This window comes from Microtetraspora sp. AC03309 (assembly GCF_020826795.1).
Taxonomy (GTDB): domain Bacteria; phylum Actinomycetota; class Actinomycetes; order Streptosporangiales; family Streptosporangiaceae; genus Microtetraspora; species Microtetraspora glauca.
Genome location: NZ_JADDIL010000019.1, coordinates 61571 through 79363 on the forward strand (window position 1 = coordinate 61571; position 17793 = coordinate 79363).

16 protein-coding genes are annotated in these 17793 nt (G+C 68.6%); all 16 read left to right on the forward strand.

Annotation, left to right across the window (positions count from 1 at the left end; genetic code table 11):
* Nucleotides 1-14: 14 nt before the first annotated feature.
* The 16 genes from IMZ11_RS13690 to IMZ11_RS13765 are packed head-to-tail and all read left to right on the forward strand — an operon-like array spanning nt 15 to nt 17751.
* Nucleotides 15-1322: a geranylgeranyl reductase family protein gene (locus IMZ11_RS13690; RefSeq protein ID WP_374462267.1), complete on the forward strand. Its 1308-nt coding sequence runs from the start codon at nt 15-17 to the stop codon at nt 1320-1322.
* A 43-nt stretch (nt 1323-1365) separates the two neighbouring features.
* Nucleotides 1366-1725: an NADH-quinone oxidoreductase subunit A gene (locus IMZ11_RS13695; RefSeq protein ID WP_228641348.1), complete on the forward strand. Its 360-nt coding sequence runs from the start codon at nt 1366-1368 to the stop codon at nt 1723-1725.
* A gap of 2 nt (nt 1726-1727) precedes the next feature.
* Nucleotides 1728-2279 (forward strand): NADH-quinone oxidoreductase subunit B family protein, encoded by a 552-nt coding sequence (locus IMZ11_RS13700; protein WP_061253852.1) that lies wholly within the window; start codon nt 1728-1730, stop codon nt 2277-2279.
* Between the two features lie 55 nt (nt 2280-2334).
* Nucleotides 2335-3012 (forward strand): NADH-quinone oxidoreductase subunit C, encoded by a 678-nt coding sequence (locus tag IMZ11_RS13705; protein ID WP_228641350.1) that lies wholly within the window; start codon nt 2335-2337, stop codon nt 3010-3012.
* Nucleotides 3009-4322, forward strand: coding sequence for an NADH-quinone oxidoreductase subunit D (locus tag IMZ11_RS13710; protein ID WP_228641352.1), 1314 nt, complete (start codon nt 3009-3011; stop codon nt 4320-4322). The genes IMZ11_RS13705 and IMZ11_RS13710 overlap by 4 nt, the downstream gene beginning before the upstream one ends.
* A complete protein-coding gene (gene nuoE, locus IMZ11_RS13715; RefSeq protein ID WP_228641354.1) occupies nt 4319-4990 on the forward strand; it encodes an NADH-quinone oxidoreductase subunit NuoE in 672 nt (223 codons plus the stop codon). The genes IMZ11_RS13710 and nuoE overlap by 4 nt, the downstream gene beginning before the upstream one ends.
* Complete coding sequence (gene nuoF / locus IMZ11_RS13720; protein WP_061253848.1) at nt 4987-6273, forward strand: NADH-quinone oxidoreductase subunit NuoF; 1287 nt, start codon at nt 4987-4989, stop codon at nt 6271-6273. Before nuoE ends, nuoF begins: the two co-directional genes overlap by 4 nt.
* Complete coding sequence (locus IMZ11_RS13725; protein WP_228641356.1) at nt 6270-8714, forward strand: NADH-quinone oxidoreductase subunit G; 2445 nt, start codon at nt 6270-6272, stop codon at nt 8712-8714. Before nuoF ends, IMZ11_RS13725 begins: the two co-directional genes overlap by 4 nt.
* On the forward strand, nt 8711-10072 hold the full coding sequence (gene nuoH, locus IMZ11_RS13730; RefSeq protein WP_228641358.1) for an NADH-quinone oxidoreductase subunit NuoH: 1362 nt from the start codon (nt 8711-8713) through the stop codon (nt 10070-10072). Before IMZ11_RS13725 ends, nuoH begins: the two co-directional genes overlap by 4 nt.
* The gene (gene nuoI / locus IMZ11_RS13735; protein ID WP_228641360.1) at nt 10059-10574 is read left to right on the forward strand and encodes an NADH-quinone oxidoreductase subunit NuoI; all 516 of its coding nucleotides are present in this window, start codon (nt 10059-10061) and stop codon (nt 10572-10574) included. The genes nuoH and nuoI overlap by 14 nt, the downstream gene beginning before the upstream one ends.
* Nucleotides 10567-11496 carry an NADH-quinone oxidoreductase subunit J gene (locus IMZ11_RS13740; protein WP_228641362.1) on the forward strand — a complete coding sequence of 310 codons (930 nt, stop codon included), beginning with the start codon at nt 10567-10569 and terminating at the stop codon, nt 11494-11496. The genes nuoI and IMZ11_RS13740 overlap by 8 nt, the downstream gene beginning before the upstream one ends.
* Nucleotides 11493-11789, forward strand: a complete 297-nt coding sequence (nuoK, locus tag IMZ11_RS13745) for an NADH-quinone oxidoreductase subunit NuoK (RefSeq protein ID WP_061253845.1) — start codon at nt 11493-11495, stop codon at nt 11787-11789. The genes IMZ11_RS13740 and nuoK overlap by 4 nt, the downstream gene beginning before the upstream one ends.
* 3 nt (nt 11790-11792) lie before the next feature.
* Nucleotides 11793-13700 (forward strand): NADH-quinone oxidoreductase subunit L, encoded by a 1908-nt coding sequence (gene nuoL / locus IMZ11_RS13750; RefSeq protein WP_228641364.1) that lies wholly within the window; start codon nt 11793-11795, stop codon nt 13698-13700.
* On the forward strand, nt 13700-15199 hold the full coding sequence (locus IMZ11_RS13755; protein ID WP_228641366.1) for an NADH-quinone oxidoreductase subunit M: 1500 nt from the start codon (nt 13700-13702) through the stop codon (nt 15197-15199). Before nuoL ends, IMZ11_RS13755 begins: the two co-directional genes overlap by 1 nt.
* Entirely contained in the window at nt 15196-16743 is a 1548-nt protein-coding gene (nuoN, locus tag IMZ11_RS13760; RefSeq protein WP_228641368.1) for an NADH-quinone oxidoreductase subunit NuoN, read from the forward strand. The genes IMZ11_RS13755 and nuoN overlap by 4 nt, the downstream gene beginning before the upstream one ends.
* 12 nt (nt 16744-16755) lie before the next feature.
* A complete protein-coding gene (locus IMZ11_RS13765; protein WP_061253842.1) occupies nt 16756-17751 on the forward strand; it encodes a polyprenyl synthetase family protein in 996 nt (331 codons plus the stop codon).
* The last annotated feature ends 42 nt before the right edge of the window (nt 17752-17793 follow it).

The following is a 17793-nucleotide window of genomic DNA, read 5'->3' on the forward strand; positions in this document are numbered from 1 at the left end:
GAATCAGGTCCCCCGTGAGCGAGTCAGCCCCTACGCGGCCGAGATTGGCGGCGTCCGACCGGATGCCGGCCTCTGAAAGCGGACGGGACGCCGACGTCATCGTCGTCGGCGCCGGCCCCGCGGGCTCGACGACTGCCTTTTACCTCGCCCAGGCCGGTCTGACCGTCCTCCTCCTGGAGAAGACCCGCTTCCCGCGCGAGAAGGTGTGCGGCGACGGGCTCACGCCGAGGGCGGTCAAGGAGCTCATCGCGATGGGCGTCGACATCGACGCCCCCGGCTGGATCAGGAACAAGGGCCTGCGCGTCGTCGGTGGCGGCCTCCGGTTCGAGCTCGACTGGCCCGAGCTGTCGAGCTTCCCCGACTTCGGCCTGGTCCGCACCCGCAAGGACTTCGACCAGATCCTGGCCGACAACGCGGTGCGCGCCGGCGTCACCCTCCTGCAGGGCGTCAACGTCACCGGCCCGATCCTCGACGAGCGCAGCGGTCACGTCGTCGGCGTCACCGCCAAGCAGGACGGCGAGGAGGTCGCCTTCCGGTCCCGGCTGGTCGTGGCCGCCGACGGCAACTCGACCCGGCTCTCGCTGGCGATGGGCCTGCACAAGCGGCCGGACCGCCCGATGGGCGTCGCCGTACGGACCTACTTCACCAGCCCGCGGCACGACGACGACTACCTGGAGACGTGGCTGGAGCTCTGGGACGGCGACCGCCTCCTCCCCGGGTACGGCTGGATCTTCGGGGTCGGGGACGGCACCTCGAACGTCGGCCTCGGGCTGCTCAACACCAACGACGCGTTCAAGAACATCGACTACCGCGACCTGCTCAGACGCTGGGTGAAGAACATGCCCGCCGAGTGGGGGTACAACGAGGAGAACATGGCCGGCCCCATCCGGGGGGCGGCGCTGCCGATGGGCTTCAACCGGCAGCCGCACTACACCCGGGGGTTGGTGCTCGTCGGAGACGCGGGCGGCACGATCAACCCGTTCAACGGCGAGGGCATCGCGTACGCCATGGAGACCGGCAGGACCGCAGCCGACGCCGTGGTGACGGCTCTGTCCCAGCCGACTCCCGCCCGCAGGGAACGGGTACTGCGGGCCTACCCGCATATCCTCAAGGACGCCTATGGTGGCTACTTCACGCTGGGCCGGTACTTCGTCGAGGCCATCGGCAGGCCCGGCGTGATGAACTTCGCAACGCGGCACGCCATGCCGCATCCGCGGCTGATGAGATTCGCGCTGAAACTTCTCGGCAATCTCACCGACCCGCGAGGCGACGCGTCCGACCGGATCATCAACGCCCTGTCCAAGGTGGCTCCGTCCGCATGAGATTGAACACCCTTTTCCACCGAGCAAACGAGGACATGTAGCCATGGAGCTGTATGTGCCCATCCTGGTGCTCGCGGTCCTCGCGGCGGGGTTCGCCGTGTTCTCCGTGAGCATCGCCCCCTTCACGGGGCCGAAGCGCTGGAACCGCGCCAAGCTGGACGCCTACGAATGCGGCATCGAGCCGACCCCGCAGCCTGTCGGCGGCGGGCGCTTCCCGCTCAAGTACATGATCACGGCGATGTTGTTCATCGTGTTCGACATCGAGATCATCTTCCTCTATCCGTGGGCGGTCACGTTCGACAGTCTCGGCCTGTTCGGGCTGGTCGAGATGGTGCTGTTCATCGTCACCGTCCTCGTGGCGTACGCCTACGTGTGGCGTCGCCGCGGTCTTGATTGGGATTAGCCATGGGTCTTGAAGAGAAACTGCCGAGCGGCTTCATCCTGACGACGGTCGAGCAGGTGGCCGGCTGGGCCAGGAAGAACTCGGTGTGGCCCGCGACGTTCGGTCTGGCGTGCTGCGCGATCGAGCTGATGGCGACCGGCGCTTCCAAGCACGATCTCGCGCGCTTCGGCATGGAGCGCGCCTCCGCCTCGCCGCGGCAGGCCGACCTGATGATCGTGGCCGGCCGGTTGTCGCAGAAGATGGCGCCGGTGCTGCGCCAGATCTACGACCAGATGGCCGAGCCCAAGTGGGTCATCGCGATGGGCGTCTGCGCGTCCAGCGGCGGCATGTTCAACAACTACGCCATCGTGCAGGGCGTGGACCACGTCGTGCCGGTCGACATCTACCTGCCGGGGTGCCCGCCCCGGCCCGAGATGCTGATCGACGCCATCGTGAAGCTGCACGACAAGATCCAGAACATGAAGTTCGGCGCCCACCGCGCCAAGCAGATCGACGAGCTCGAGCTCCAGGCCCTGCGGACGCTGCCGTTGATCGACCAGGGGGCGAACAAATGAGCGCGAACGCGAGGGATGAGCGCTTCGTGCGGTATTCGTGGAGCGGAGCCACCAGATGAGCAGCGACAACCTCCCCGGGGTGCCGGTGGAGGAGACACCTGAGCCCGTCGCCCGTACGGGCATGTTCGGCGCCAGCGGGACCGGGGACACGTCCGGGTACGGCCGCCTGGTCGTGCGCCGCGCGCCCCGGCTCTCCAGCGCCCGGCCGTACGGGTCGTATTTCGACGAGGTGGCCGACGCGCTCGAGCCCGCGTTCGGCGACGCCATCGAGCGCGTCGTCGTGGACCGCGACGAGGTCACCTTCCACGTGGCGCGCGAACGTCTCGTGGACGTGATGCGGCACCTGCGCGACGACGCGGCGCTGCGCTTCGAGCTGTCGCTCGGCGTCTCCGGCGTCCACTACCCGGACGAGACGGGCAACGAGCTGCACGCGGTCTACCACCTGTGCTCGATCACGCACAACCGGCGGGTCCGCGTCGAGGTCGGGTGCCCCGACTCCGACCGCCACATTCCGTCCACGGTCTCTGTCTACCCGACGCACGACTGGCACGAGCGGGAGACGTACGACTTCTTCGGAATCGTCTTCGACGGCCACCCGGCGTTGACCCGCATCGAGATGCCCGACGACTGGGAGGGACACCCCCAGCGCAAGGACTACCCGCTCGGCGGCATCCCGGTGGAGTACCGCGGCGCCGAGACCCCCGCGCCGGACCAGAGGAGGTCGTACGCATGACCCAGACGACCGAGGGCAAGGTCTACGACGTCGCCGGACAGGACTGGGACGAGCTGGTCGAGACGGTGACCGAGTCGTCCGAGGAACGCCTGGTCATCAACATGGGCCCGCAGCACCCGTCGACGCACGGCGTGCTCCGGCTGGTCCTGACGCTCGACGGCGAGACGGTGACCGAGGCCCGGACGGTGATCGGTTACCTGCACACCGGCATCGAGAAGAACATGGAGTTCCGGACGTGGACCCAGGGGGTCACGTTCGTCACCCGCATGGACTACCTGGCGCCGATCTTCAACGAGACGGCGTACTGCATGGCCGTGGAGAAGCTGCTCGGCATCACCGACAGGGTCCCCGAGCGGGCGCAGGCCATCCGCGTGATGATGATGGAGCTCAACCGGATCTCCTCGCACCTGGTGGCGCTCGCGACGTTCGGCATGGAGCTGGGCGCCACCACGCCGATGATCTACGGCTTCCGCGAGCGTGAGATGGTGCTCGACATCTTCGAGTACGTCACCGGTCTGCGGATGAACATGGCGTACGTGCGGCCGGGCGGCGTGAGCGTCGACCTGCCCGCGGGCGCGGTCGACAAGATCGGCGAGTTCCTCAAGGTCATGCCGGAGCGGATCAAGGACATCCGCAAGCTCCTCGACGCCAACCCGGTCTACACCCGCAGGACCAAGGACGTCGCCTACCTCGACCTGACCGGCTGCATGGCGCTCGGGATCACCGGGCCGATGCTCCGGGCGGCCGGGCTGCCCTGGGACCTGCGTAAGTCGCAGCCCTACTGCGGTTACGAGACGTACGAGTTCGACGTCCCGACCGAGAACACCTGCGACGTGTACGGCCGCTATCTCGTCCGCATGGCCGAGATGGAGGAGTCGCTGAAGATCATCGAGCAGGCGCTCGACCGCCTGACCGGCCCGCTCAAGGGCGGCCCGGTGATGATCGAGGACAAGAAGATCGGCTGGCCGTCGCAGCTCGCGCTCGGCCCCGACGGCCTCGGCAACTCGCCGGACCACATCGCGCACATCATGAGCAGTTCCATGGAAGCCCTGATCCACCACTTCAAGCTGGTGACCGAGGGCTTCCGAGTGCCGGCCGGCCAGGCGTACTCCGCCGTGGAGTCGCCGCGCGGCGAGCTGGGCGCGCACGTGGTCAGCGACGGCGGGACGCGGCCCTACCGCGTACACTTCCGCGACCCGTCCTTCACGAACCTGCAGGCGGTGCCCGCGACGTGTGAGGGCGGCATGATCGCCGACGTCATCTCGGCGGTCGCCTCGATCGACCCGGTCATGGGAGGTGTGGACCGGTGAGTTATTCACCCGAGGTCCGCGAGCGTCTGGAGACGGACGCCAAGGAGATCATCGGCCGCTACCCCAAGGCGCGGTCGGCCCTGCTGCCGCTGCTGCACCTGGTGCAGTCGGAGGACGGCTACGTCTCCGACGACGGGCACGAGTTCTGCGCCGAGATGCTCGGCCTGAGCAAGGCCGAGGTGGTCGCGGTCGCGACCTTCTACACCATGTACAAGCGCAAGCCGGCGGGCGACTACAACGTCGGCGTCTGCATCAACACCCTGTGCGCGGTCATGGGCGGCGACCAGATCTGGGACGAGCTCTCCGAGCACGTCGGGGTCGGCCACGACGAGACCACGTCCGACGGCAAGATCACGCTGGAGCGGCTCGAATGCAACGCCGCCTGCGACTTCGCCCCGGTCATGATGGTCAACTGGGAGTTCTTCGACAACCAGTCGCCGGAGTCGGCCAAGCAGCTCGTGGACGACCTGCGTGACGGCAAGGACATCTCGCCGACCCGCGGACCCAAGAAGCTGTGCTCGTTCAAGGAGGCATCGCGGGTCCTCGCGGGCCTTCCCGACGGGCTGGCCGGTGACGGCCCCTCGGCCGCGGGTCCGTCCCTCGAAGGTTTGAAGGTCGCCAAGGCCAACGGCTGGGAGGCGCCAGGAGGATCGGTGAGCGACCGATGACGACCCTTACCCCCGTCCTCACCCGGAACTGGGACCAGCCCAACTCGTTCACCCTCGACGGGTACGGCGAGTACGCCGCGGCGAAGAAGGCGCTGAGCCTCGACCCGGACGCCATCATCCAGACGGTCAAGGACTCCGGCCTGCGCGGTCGCGGTGGCGCCGGCTTCCCGACCGGCATGAAGTGGGGATTCATCCCGCAGAACGACGGCAAGGCGCACTACCTCGTGGTGAACGCCGACGAGTCGGAGCCGGGAACCTGCAAGGACATCCCGCTGATGATGGCCAACCCCCACGCGCTGGTCGAGGGCGTCATCATCACCGCGTACGCCATCCGGGCCAACCACGCCTTCATCTACGTCCGCGGCGAGGTGCTCCACGTCATCCGCCGGGTGCAGGCCGCGGTCCGCGAGGCGTACGAGAAGGGCTACCTCGGCACGAACATCTTCGGCTCCGGGTACGACCTCGAACTGGTCGTGCACAGCGGCGCCGGGGCGTACATCTGCGGCGAGGAGACGGCACTGCTCGACTCGCTGGAGGGCTTCCGCGGCCAGCCGCGGCTCAAGCCGCCGTTCCCCGCGGTCGCCGGCCTGTACGCCTGCCCGACGGTCATCAACAACGTCGAGTCGGTGGCCAGCGTGCCGAGCATCGTGGCCAACGGCGCCGACTGGTTCGCCGGGATGGGCACCGAGAAGTCCAAGGGCTTCGGCATCTTCTCGCTGAGCGGGCACGTCACCAGGCCCGGCCAGTACGAGGCCCCGCTGGGGATCACGCTGCGCGAGCTGCTCGACATGGCGGGCGGGATCCGCGAGGGCCACGAGCTGAAGTTCTGGACCCCGGGCGGCTCCTCCACACCGATCTTCACGGCCGAGCACCTGGACGTGCCGCTCGACTTCGAGTCGGTCGGCGCCAAGGGCTCGATGCTCGGCACCCGGGCGCTGCAGATCTTCGACGAGACGACCTGCGTGGTGCGCGCCGTACTCCGGTGGACGGAGTTCTACGCGCACGAGTCCTGCGGCAAGTGCACCCCCTGCCGGGAGGGCACCTACTGGCTCAAGCAGGTGCTCAAGCGGCTGGAGAAGGGCCAGGGGTCCGAGGAGGACCTGGCCACGATCACCGACATCGCCGACAACATCCTGGGCCGCTCGTTCTGCGCCCTCGGAGACGGCGCGACCAGCTGCATCCATTCGTCGGTGAAGCTCTTCCGCGACGAATATCTCAAGCACTTCGAGATCGGCGGCTGCCCGTTCGATCCCGCTGCTTCCACTGTGTGGGGGTCCAAGTGACGGTTCAGACAACGCAGCCGGAACAGCCCGTCGTGACCATGGTGACCCTGACCATCGACGGCTTCCAGATCAGCGTGCCGAAGGGCACGCTGATCATCCGGGCCGCCGAACTGCTCGGGATCCAGATCCCCCGGTTCTGCGACCACCCGCTGCTCGACCCGGCGGCGAACTGCCGCCAGTGCCTGGTGGACATCACGGACGCGGGCAACGGCCGCGGCTTCCCCAAGCCGCAGCCGTCCTGCGCCATCGAGGTGGCCGAGGGCATGGTGGTGCAGAGCCAGCTCACCTCGCCGGTGGCCGAGAAGGCCCAGCGCGGTGTGATGGAGATGCTCCTCCTGAACCACCCGCTCGACTGCCCGGTCTGCGACAAGGGCGGCGAGTGCCCCCTGCAGAACCAGGCGATGTCGAACGGCCAGGGCGAGAGCCGGTTCGTCGAGCACAAGCGGACCTTCGAGAAGCCGATCCCGCTGTCCACCGAGGTGCTGCTCGACCGCGAGCGCTGCATCCAGTGCGCGCGGTGCATCCGCTTCTCCGACCAGATCGCCGGTGACCCGCTCATCGACTTCTTCGAGCGCGGGGCCAAGGAGCAGGTGGGCGTCGCCGACGGCGAGCCGTTCGAGTCCTACTTCTCGGGCAACACCGTCCAGATCTGCCCGGTGGGCGCGCTGACCGGCGCCGCCTACCGCTTCCGCTCCCGCCCGTTCGACCTGGTGTCCACGCCGAGCGCCTGCGAGCACTGCGCCTCCGGATGCTCCCTGCGTACGGACCACCGCCGCGGCCGGGTCACCCGCCGCCTGGCCGGGGACGACCCCCAGGTCAACGAGGAGTGGAACTGCGACAAGGGCCGCTGGGCCTTCCAGTACGCGACCCAGCCCGACCGGCTCAGGTCGCCGCTGATCCGTGACGAGGACGGCAGGCTCGTGCCGGCCTCGTGGCCGGAGGCCCTCGACGTCGCGGCCAAGGGGCTCGCGGCGGCACGCGGCAAGGCGGGCGTGCTGGTCGGCGGCCGGGTCACCGTCGAGGACGCCTACGCGTACGGCAAGTTCGCCCGTGTCGCGCTCGGCACCAACGACATCGACTTCCGCGCCCGGCCCCTGTCGGACGAGGAGGCGCGCTTCCTCGCCCACGCCGTCGCGGGCAAGGGCATCGAGGTCTCCTACAGCGACCTGGAGAACGCTCCGGCCGTGCTCCTCGCCGGGTTCGAGCCCGAGGAGGAGTCGCCGATCGTCTTCCTGCGGCTTCGCAAGGCCGCGCGGAAGAAGGGCCTCAAGGTCTACTCCCTGGCGCCGTTCGCCACCCCGGGCCTGACGAAGATGCGCGGCACGCTCATCAGGACGGTCCCCGGCGGCGAGGCCGAGGCCATCGGCGACCTGATCAACTCCGGCACCGACCTGCTGCCCGAGGGGGCGATCATCCTCGCCGGCGAGCGGCTCGCCACCGCGCACGGCGCGCTGTCCGCCCTCCTGCGGCTCGCGCAGACCACCGGCGCCAGGCTCGCCTGGGTGCCGCGGCGGGCCGGCGAGCGCGGGGCGATCGAGGCCGGGGCACTGCCCAACCTGCTGCCGATCGGCCGCCCGGTGGCGGACGAGGCGGCCCGCGCCGAGGTCGCCAGGGCCTGGAACGTCTCGGTCCTGCCCGAGGCCGAGGGCCGCGACACCGAGGGCATCCTCGGGGCCGCGCTGAACGAGGAGCTCGACGCGCTGGTCATCGCCGGTGTCGACCCGTACGACCTGGCCGACCCGGGCAGGGCGCTGGCCGCCCTGGAGAACACGCCCTTCATCGTCAGCCTGGAGATCCGCGCCAGCGCGGTGACCGACCGGGCCGACGTGGTCCTCCCGGTCGCCGCGGTGGCCGAGAAGGCCGGCACGTTCGTCGACTGGGAGGGCCGCGGCCGCTCGTTCGACGTCGCGACGGCCGTCCCCGGCGTGATGAGCGACCTCGCGGTCGTCTCCGCCATCGCCGACCACATGGACGTCCACCTGGCGCTGCCCGACGCCGCCGCCGCGCGGCGCGAACTCGGGGCCCTGGGATCGTGGCGCGGCCCCCGTACGGCGGCGCCGAGCGTGACCGGCGGTCGGCAGGCCCGGGAGCCGCAGGCCGGGGAGGCCGTGCTGGCCACCTGGCACCTGCTGCTCGACGACGGCCGGCTCCAGGACGGCGAGCCGTACCTCGCCGGGACCGCGAGGGCCGCGGCGGCGCTGCTCTCCGAGGCCACGGCCGCGGAGATCGGCGTGGCCGACGGCGACAAGGTCACCATCGGCGGCTCGGTGATCCTGCCCGTGCGGATCGCCGACCTCCCCGACCGGGTGGTCTGGGTGCCGTCCAACTCCGCAGGTGTGTCGGTCACCCGTGACCTGCGCGCCGTCGCCGGTGACGTGGTCACGATCACCGGCCAGGACGTCCTCGAGACCGTGAACGAGGAAGTGGAGACCGACCGATGAACCCGAACACTGGTCCCACGCTGCAGGACTTCGGCCACGACCCGTTGTGGCTCTCCATCATCAAGGCCGTCTTCATCTTCGTGCTCCTGATGCTGGGCGTGCTGTTCGGCGTGTGGACCGAGCGCAAGCTCATCTCCCGCATGCAGCACCGGTACGGCCCCAACCGGGCGGGCAAGTTCGGCCTGCTCCAGTCGGTGGCCGACGGCCTGAAGATGGGGCTCAAGGAAGACATCACGCCACGCACGGTGGACAAGATCGTCTACTTGCTCGCTCCCGTCATCATCGCGGTGCCGGCGTTCCTGTCCTTCTCGGTCATGCCGTTCGGCCCGATGGTGTCGATCTTCGGGGTGAAGACGCCGCTGCAGCTCACCGACCTGCCGGTCGCGGTGCTGCTGGTGCTCGCCATGGCGTCGATCGGCGTCTACGGCATCGTGCTCGCCGGATGGGGATCGCGCTCGCCGTACGCCATCCTGGGCGGTCTGCGCTCCAGCGCCCAGGTGGTCTCGTACGAGATCGCGATGGGCCTGTCGTTCGTCGCGGTCTTCCTGGCGGCGGGCACGCTGTCCACCTCGGAGATCGTGGCCAAGCAGGCGGGCGGCGGCACCTGGGACGTCTTCGGGTTGTCGATCCCGCAGCCGTCCTGGTACGCGGTCTCGCTGCTGCCGTCCTTCCTGATCTACGCGATCACGATGCTGGGCGAGACCAACCGCGTTCCGTTCGACCTCCCCGAGGGTGAGGGCGAATTGGTCGGCGGTTTCCACACCGAGTACTCCTCGTCGCTGAAGTTCGCGATGTTCATGCTGGGCGAGTACATCAACGTGTTCACGGTCTCGGGTATCGCGATCACGCTGTTCCTCGGCGGGTGGCGAGCGCCCTGGCCCATCTCGATCTGGGAGGGGGCCAACACCGGCTGGTGGCCGATGCTCTGGTTCCTGATCAAACTCGTGGTGGTGTTCGGGTTCTTCGTCTGGGTTCGCGCCTCACTGCCCCGCGTACGGTACGACCAGCTCATGGCCTTCGGATGGAAGGTCCTGATCCCGCTCAACCTGGCCTGGATCCTGCTGTACGCCACCCTCAAGGCGCTGCGGATGCCCGAGGCCGACAGGGCGTTCATCCTCACACTCGGGGCGATCATCGTCGTGGGCGGGCTCGCGATCTGGCTGCGCTTCGACACGCTGCTCCAGCGTCGCAGGGAGGCCAAGGCCGCCCAGATCGAGGAGGAGTTCGAGCAGCTCCGCGAAGAGCCGGAGGCGGGTGGGTTCCCGGTGCCGCCGCTGGACCTCCCGCACTACCACGGCGTCCTGCCGGCGCGCCAAGCAAGCACCGCGGTCAAGGAGGTGACCAGTGGGAGCAACTGATTGGCTGAATCCGATCAAGGGATTCGGCGTCACCTTCCACCACATGTTCAAGAAGCCGGTGACGGTCAACTACCCGGAGGAGAAGCGGCCGACTGCGCCGCGCTTCCACGGGCGGCACCAGCTGAACCGGTGGCCCGACGGTCTGGAGAAGTGCGTCGGCTGTGAGCTGTGCGCGTGGGCCTGCCCCGCGGACGCGATCTTCGTCGAGGGCGCGGACAACACCGAGACCGAGCGCTTCTCCCCGGGGGAGCGGTACGGACGCACCTACCAGATCAACTATCTGCGGTGCATCCTGTGCGGTCTCTGCATCGAAGCATGCCCGACGCGGGCGCTGACGATGACCAACGAGTACGAGCTCGCCGACTCCAGCCGCGAATCCTTGATCTACACCAAGGAGATGCTCCTCGCGGATCTGGCTCCGGGCATGGAGCAGCCGCCCCACCCGATGCGTCTCGGCGAGACCGAAGAGGACTACTACCGGTTGGGTCGTAGCAATGGGTGAGACCATCACGTTCTGGGTGCTGGCGGTCGTGTCCGTGACCGCCGCGCTCGGGCTCGTCTTCAGCCGCAAGGCGGTCTACTCGGCCCTGATGCTGGGCACCGTCATGCTGTCGCTGGCGGTGCTCTACGCCGTCCAGGACGCTCCGTTCCTGGCCGCCGTGCAGATCATCGTCTACACGGGCGCGGTCATGATGCTGTTCCTGTTCGTGCTCATGCTCGTGGGCGTGGACTCCTCGGACTCTCTCGTGGAGACGATCAGGGGACAGCGGTTCTGGGCGATCGTGGCCGGGCTCGCGTTCGCCGCGCTGCTCGGGCTCGGCGTCGGCAACGCCGTACTGGCGGCCCCGAAGGGGCTGGAGGCGGTGACGGCGGCGGGCAACGTGCCCTCGCTGGCCGAGCTGATCTTCACGCGGTACGTGTTCGCCTTCGAGGTCACGTCGGCGCTGCTGATCACCGCCGCGCTCGGCGCGATGGTGCTGGCGCACCGGGAGCGTGCCGAGCCGAAGCCGACCCAGAAGGACCTGTCCCGGGCGCGCTTCGTCGAGTTCGGGGAGCACGGGCGCAACCCCGCGCCGCTGCCCGGACCCGGCACCTACGCCCGGCACAACGCCATCGACATGCCGGCGCTCCTGCCGGACGGCACGGTGGCGCCGCTGTCGGTCAACCGGGTCCTCGCCCGGCGCGAGGCCGCCGAGGGCACCCTGGCGCCCGAGATCGCCAAGGCCCTCGAAGCCGAGGCTCTCGAAGCCCAGGAGCGGGTGTCCGAGGAGCCCGTACGGCACGCCAACGGCGCCGGCGGGGTCAACGGGGCGAACGGCACCACCAGTGCCAACGGCGCGAACGGTGCCAACGGAGCCAGCGAAGCCGGTTCGGCCGAAGAGTCGCCCGCGACGGGCCCGGAGACGGGCAAGGAGGCGAAATGACAACGCACTACCTGGTGCTCTCCGCGCTGCTGTTCGTGATCGGCGGCGTCGGGGTGCTGGTACGGCGCAACGCCATCGTGGTCTTCATGTGCGTCGAGCTCATGCTCAACGCCTGCAACCTGGCGTTCGTCACCTTCGCCCGGCAGAACGGCAACCTCGACGGCCAGATCATCGCCTTCTTCGTGATGATCGTGGCCGCCGCCGAGGTGGTCATCGGCCTGGCCATCATCGTGACGATCTTCCGAACCCGCAGGTCCGCGTCCGTCGACGACGTGAACCTGCTGAAGTACTAAGAGGTGGCCGTGGAACCCGCAAAGATCATCGAGCACTCCGGGGGAGTGATCGGCGTCTCGTGGCTGCTGATCGCTCTGCCGCTGCTCGGCGCCGCCGTCCTCCTGTTGGGCGGGCGCAGGACCGACAGGTTCGGTCACCTGCTGGGCGTCGCCACCGCCGTCGCCTCCTTCGTGGTGGGCGTGCTGGTCTTCGTCCAGCTGCTGGGGTTCGATCCGGCCGAACGCCGCCTGGCGGTCCCGCTGTACGACTTCATTCCCGGCCTCACGAAGATGGGCCTCCTGATCGACCCGCTGTCGATCTCGTTCGTCCTGCTGATCACCGGTGTGGGCTCGCTGATCCACATCTACTCGATCGGCTACATGGCGCACGACCCCAACCGGCGGCGCTTCTTCGCCTACCTGAACCTGTTCGTCGCGGCGATGCTGCTCCTGGTGCTCGCCGACAACTACATCGGTCTGTACGTCGGCTGGGAGGGCGTGGGTCTCGCGTCGTACCTGCTGATCGGGTTCTGGCAGCACAAGCCGGCGGCGGCGACCGCGGCGAAGAAGGCGTTCATCGTCAACCGGGTCGGTGACTTCGGCCTGGCGATCGGTATCTTCACCATCTTCACGGCGTTCAACTCGGTCTCGTTCGCGGGGGTCATGGCCTCCGAGGCGCACCCCAGCCAGGGGACGCTCACCGCGATCGGCCTGCTGCTCCTGCTCGGCGCCTGTGGAAAGTCGGCCCAGCTGCCGCTGCAGTCCTGGCTCCTGGACGCGATGGAGGGCCCGACCCCGGTGTCGGCCCTCATCCACGCCGCGACCATGGTCACCGCCGGCGTCTACCTCGTGACCCGGTCGGGCGCGATGTTCTTCCCGGAGGGCTCGACCGCGGCGATCGCGGTCACGATCGTCGGTGTCGCCACGCTGCTCGCCGGTGCGATCATCGGTACCGCCAAGGACGACATCAAGAAGGCGCTCGCCGGTTCGACGATGTCGCAGATCGGCTACATGATGCTGGCCGCGGGCATCGGCCCGGCCGGATACGCCTTCGCGATCGCGCACCTGATCACGCACGGCTTCTTCAAGGCCGACATGTTCCTCGGCGCCGGATCGGTCATGCACGCCATGAACGACGAGGTCAACATGCGCAAGTACGGCGGCCTGCGCAAGGTCATGCCGATCACTTTCGCGACGTTCCTCGTCGGCTATCTGGCGATCATCGGGTTCCCGCTGCTGTCCGGTTACTTCACCAAGGACGGCATCATCGAGAGCGTGATGGAGTACAACGAGACCCTCGGCTGGCTCGCGGTGCTCGGCGCCGGCATCACCGGCTTCTACATGTCGCGTCTGGTGTTCATGACGTTCTTCGGCCAGAAGCGCTGGGAGGCGGACGCGCATCCGCACGAGTCGCCCGCCGTCATGACGTGGCCGCTGATCATCCTGTCGGTCGGCTCGATCTTCCTCGGCGCCTTCCTGATCCTGGGCAACCGGTTCATGACGTTCCTGGCCCCGGCGGTCGGACTGCCGGAGCACGAGCCGTCGTTCCACCCGTTCACCGTGACCGGGCTGGCCACCCTGGCGCTCGTGGCGGTCGGCGCGGCCTTCGCCTGGGTCAAGTACGGCAAGGCCGAGGTGCCGGTCGTCGCTCCGCGCGGCTCGTTCCTCACCACGTTCGCCCGGCGTGACCTGTACGGCGACGCGTTGAACGAGGCGCTGTTCATGCGGCCTGGCCAGTGGCTGACCCGGCTCGCGGTGTTCTTCGACAACCGCGGGATCGACGGCCTCGTCAACGGGCTCGCCGCGGGGATCGGCGGCACGTCGGGCCGGCTGCGGCGAGTCCAGACCGGCTTCGTCCGCTCGTACGCGCTGTCGATATTCGTCGGCGCCGCCATCCTGGTCGGTGCCTGGTTCGTCGTAGGGAACCTGTGATGCACTACTGGCTCTCAACCCTGATAGGTGTGCCCGTGCTGGGCGCGCTTGGCGTCGCGGCCGTGAAGAACGAGCTGCGCGCCAAGCAGGCGACCCTCGCGGTGTCCCTGCTGGTGCTGGTGCTGACCGTCGTCATGGCGGTCCAGTTCAGCCCGAACGGCGACAAGTTCCAGTTCACCGAGAAGTACAGCTGGGTGCCGTCCTTCGGGATCCACTTCGGTCTCGGTGTGGACGGCATCGCACTGGTTCTCATCCTGCTGTCGGCCGTGCTCGTGCCGATCGTGGTGCTCGCGTCCTGGCATGAGGCGGAGGCGGGCAAACGCTCGGTGCGCACGTACTTCGCGCTGCTCCTGGTGCTGGAAGCGATGATGATCGGCGTCTTCGCGGCGACCGACGTCTTCCTCTTCTACGTCTTCTTCGAAGCCATGCTGATCCCGATGTACTTCATGATCGGGTCGTACGGTGGGGCGCAGCGGTCCTACGCCGCGGTGAAGTTCCTGCTCTACTCGCTCTTCGGCGGGCTGCTGATGCTCGTCGCGGTGATCGCGCTCTACTCGATCGCCGACAAGGGCTCGTTCATGTTCACCGACCTCGTCGGCAGCGTGCAGGACGTCGGCACCCAGAAGTGGCTGTTCCTCGGCTTCTTCATCGCGTTCGCCATCAAGGCGCCGCTGTGGCCGTTCCACACCTGGCTGCCCGACGCGGCGGCCCAGGCTCCGGCCGGCGCCGCCGTGCTGCTCGTGGGTGTGCTCGACAAGGTCGGCACGTACGGCATGCTGCGCTTCTGCCTGGAGCTGTTCCCGGACGCGGCGCACTACTTCACCCCGCTGGTGCTGGTGCTCTCGGTGGTCGGCATCGTCTACGGCGCGATCGTCGCCATCGGGCAGACCGACATGAAGCGCCTCATCGCGTACACGTCGATCTCGCACTTCGGCTTCATCACCATGGGCGTCTTCGCGATCAGCGTGAACGCGGGGTCCGGGGCGACGCTGTACATGGTCAACCACGGCTTCTCGACCGGAGCGCTGTTCCTGATCGCGGGCTTCCTGATCCACCGCCGCGGCTCGCAGTACATCTCCGACTACGGAGGCGTGCAGAAGGTGGCCCCGATCCTGGCGGGCACGTTCCTGGTCGCCGGCCTGTCCGGGCTCGCGCTGCCGGGCCTCAGCTCCTTCGTGAGCGAGTTCATGGTGCTGATCGGCAGCTACGAGACGCACGCCGTCTACGCGATCATCGCCACCAGCGGTGTGGTGCTGGCCGCGATCTACATCCTGTGGATGTACCAGCGGACCATGAACGGTCCGACCGCGGAGTCCGTCCGCGATATCAAGGATCTGAACGGCCGTGAGAAGTGGGTCGTCGCCCCGCTGATCGCGGTGATCATCGCGCTCGGCTTCTTCCCGAAGCCGCTGCTCGACGTCATCAATCCCGCGGTGACGGACTCGATCTCCCAGGTCCAGAACGTCAAGCAGGAGTCCGTTGCACAGGAGGGCCAGTGAACGGCACCATCCAAGCGCCGACCATCGAATACGGCCTGCTGGCGCCGATGCTGGTCGTCTTCGGCGCGGCGATCATCGGAGTGCTCGTGGAGGCGTTCGCCCCCAGGTATCTCCGCTCGTCGATCCACAAGCCGCTGACGCTGCTGTCGCTGGCCGGCGCCTTCGTGCTGACGATCTGGCAGGCGCGTAGCGGCATCCCGACCAAGCCCGCGGCCATGGGAGCGGTGGCGGTCGACGGCCCGGCGTTGTTCATCTGGGGCACGATCCTCGTGCTCGCGTTCGTGAGCATCCTGCTCATCAACGACGAGGGGCACTTCGTGGCCTCGGCCTCGGCCGTGCCCGGTTCGGCCGAGGAGGAGCGGGCGCTCAGCGAGGGCGCCACGCACACCGAGGTCTACCCGCTGGCCCTCTTCGCCGTCGGCGGCATGCTGCTGTTCCCGGCGGCCAACGACCTGCTGGCCATGTTCGTGGCCCTCGAGGTCATGTCGCTGCCGCTGTACCTGCTGTGCGGTCTCGCCCGCCGTCGCCGCCTGCTGTCGCAGGAGGCCGCGGTCAAGTACTTCCTGCTCGGCGCCTTCTCCTCCGCCTTCTTCCTGTATGGCACCGCCCTGCTGTACGGCTACGCGGGTTCGGTCGATCTGGCGAAGATCGGCGCCTCGCTCGGCATGGTCGGTGGGCAGGACACGCTGCTCTACATCGGCGCGGCGATGCTCGGCGTCGGCCTGCTGTTCAAGATCGGTGCCGCGCCGTTCCAGGCGTGGAAGCCGGACGTCTACCAGGGCTCCCCGACGCCGATCACGGCGCTGATGGCCTCGGGTACCCTCGTCGCCGCGTTCGGCGCGCTCCTGCGGGTGTTCTGGGTGGCGCTGGGCGGTCTCGAGTGGAGCTGGACCCCCATCATGTGGGGTGTGGCGATTCTCACCATGGTGACCGGTGCGATCCTCGCCATCACGCAGACGGACATCAAGCGGATGCTGGCGTACTCCTCCATCGCGCACGGAGGTTTCCTGCTCATCGGTGTCGTCGCCATCGGCAACCAGCAGCAGAACGCCTCGGCGCTCTCGGCCCTGCTGTTCTACCTGGCGGCCTACGGCTTCACCACGGTGGGCGCGTTCGCGATCGTCACCACGGTCCGCGACGCCGGTGGCGAGGCGTGGCACCTGTCCCGCTGGGCCGGGCTCGGCAAGCGCAGGCCGCTGGTCGCGACCGTGTTCGCCTTCTTCCTGCTCGCCTTCGCCGGCATCCCGCTGACCAGCGGTTTCTTCGGGAAGTATGCGGTGTTCCAGGCGGCGGTGGACGCCGGCGCGACGCCGCTGGTCGTGGTCGGCGTGGTGTCCTCGGCGATCGCCGCGTTCTTCTACGTCCGCGTGATCGTGCTGATGTTCTTCAGCGACCCGGCGGCCGACGGGCCGTCCGTGGTGATTCCCGGAGGCACCTGGGCGGTCGGAGCCCTGGCGACATTGGCTACCGTAGTCCTCGGGGTATTCCCGCAGCCCGTGCTCGACCTGGCGCACACGGCTGCTCAGTCGTTGTTCGTCCGATAGGAGCTTTCCTCTATGGCCGCGCCGCCCGTTGTTGACCTGCCTCTCGTCGACGAGCGGCTGGCCGCGGATCTGGCGAACGGGCTCGCGGCCGTGGAGAAGCTGCTCCGCTCGTCGGTGGAGAGCGAGGACGCCTTCGTCACGGAGGCGTCCCGCCATCTCATCGAAGCCGGCGGCAAGCGTTTCCGAGCGATGCTCGTCCTGCTCGCCGCGCAGTTCGGCAACCCCGACGCCCCGGGAGTCGTGCCCGGGGCCGTCGTCATCGAGCTGACCCATCTGGCGACGCTCTACCACGACGACGTGATGGACGAGGCCCCCGTCCGGCGTGGCTCGCCCTCGGCGAACGCCCGCTGGGACAACACGGTCGCCATCCTCACCGGCGACTACCTCTTCGCCCAGGCGTCCGAGATCCTGGCCGACCTCGGCGCCGACATCATCCGCATCCAGGCGCAGACGTTCTCCCGCCTGGTCCGCGGTCAGATCCGCGAGACGATCGGACCTTCCGAGGGCGTCGACGCGATCACGCACTACATCCAGGTGCTGGCGGACAAGACCGGCTCCCTCATCGCCACGTCGGGCCGTTTCGGCGCCATGCTGGCGGGCGCGCCGGCCGAGGTGACCACCCGGCTGACCGAGGCGTGCGAGGCGATCGGCGTCGCCTGGCAGCTCGGCGACGACCTGATCGATGTGGCGGCTCCGACGGCCGACTCGGGCAAGACCCCGGGCACCGATCTCCGTGAGGGCGTCCACACCCTGCCCGTGCTGTACGCGCTGGCGTCCGACCGACCGGAGGACGCGCGGCTGCGTACCCTGCTCTCCGGTCCCGTGGCCGAGGAGAACGTGGACGAGGCGCTGGAGCTGCTGCGGGCCAACACGGCGATGGCCGAGGCCCGCGAGGAGCTGCTGCGGTGGGCGGGCAGGGCCAAGTCCGCGCTCGCCGGCCTCCCCGACATCCCGGCCCGTGAGGCCCTCGTGGGCCTCTGTGACTACGTGGTCGAGCGCTCCGGGTGAATCCGGTGGCCCCGGCGATGGCCGGGGCTCACTGACCAGCTC

Excerpts from the sequence above, each read along its gene's own strand:
- IMZ11_RS13695 (WP_228641348.1), top strand. The coding sequence starts at position 1,366 with ATGGAGCTGTATGTGCCCATCCTGGTGCTCGCGGTCCTCGCGGCGGGG.
- IMZ11_RS13700 (WP_061253852.1), top strand. The coding sequence starts at position 1,728 with ATGGGTCTTGAAGAGAAACTGCCGAGCGGCTTCATCCTGACGACGGTC.
- IMZ11_RS13705 (WP_228641350.1), top strand. The coding sequence starts at position 2,335 with ATGAGCAGCGACAACCTCCCCGGGGTGCCGGTGGAGGAGACACCTGAG.
- IMZ11_RS13710 (WP_228641352.1), top strand. The coding sequence starts at position 3,009 with ATGACCCAGACGACCGAGGGCAAGGTCTACGACGTCGCCGGACAGGAC.
- nuoF (WP_061253848.1), top strand. The coding sequence starts at position 4,987 with ATGACGACCCTTACCCCCGTCCTCACCCGGAACTGGGACCAGCCCAAC.
- nuoH (WP_228641358.1), top strand. The coding sequence starts at position 8,711 with ATGAACCCGAACACTGGTCCCACGCTGCAGGACTTCGGCCACGACCCG.
- IMZ11_RS13740 (WP_228641362.1), top strand. The coding sequence starts at position 10,567 with ATGGGTGAGACCATCACGTTCTGGGTGCTGGCGGTCGTGTCCGTGACC.
- nuoK (WP_061253845.1), top strand. The coding sequence starts at position 11,493 with ATGACAACGCACTACCTGGTGCTCTCCGCGCTGCTGTTCGTGATCGGC.
- IMZ11_RS13755 (WP_228641366.1), top strand. The coding sequence starts at position 13,700 with ATGCACTACTGGCTCTCAACCCTGATAGGTGTGCCCGTGCTGGGCGCG.
- IMZ11_RS13765 (WP_061253842.1), top strand. The coding sequence starts at position 16,756 with ATGGCCGCGCCGCCCGTTGTTGACCTGCCTCTCGTCGACGAGCGGCTG.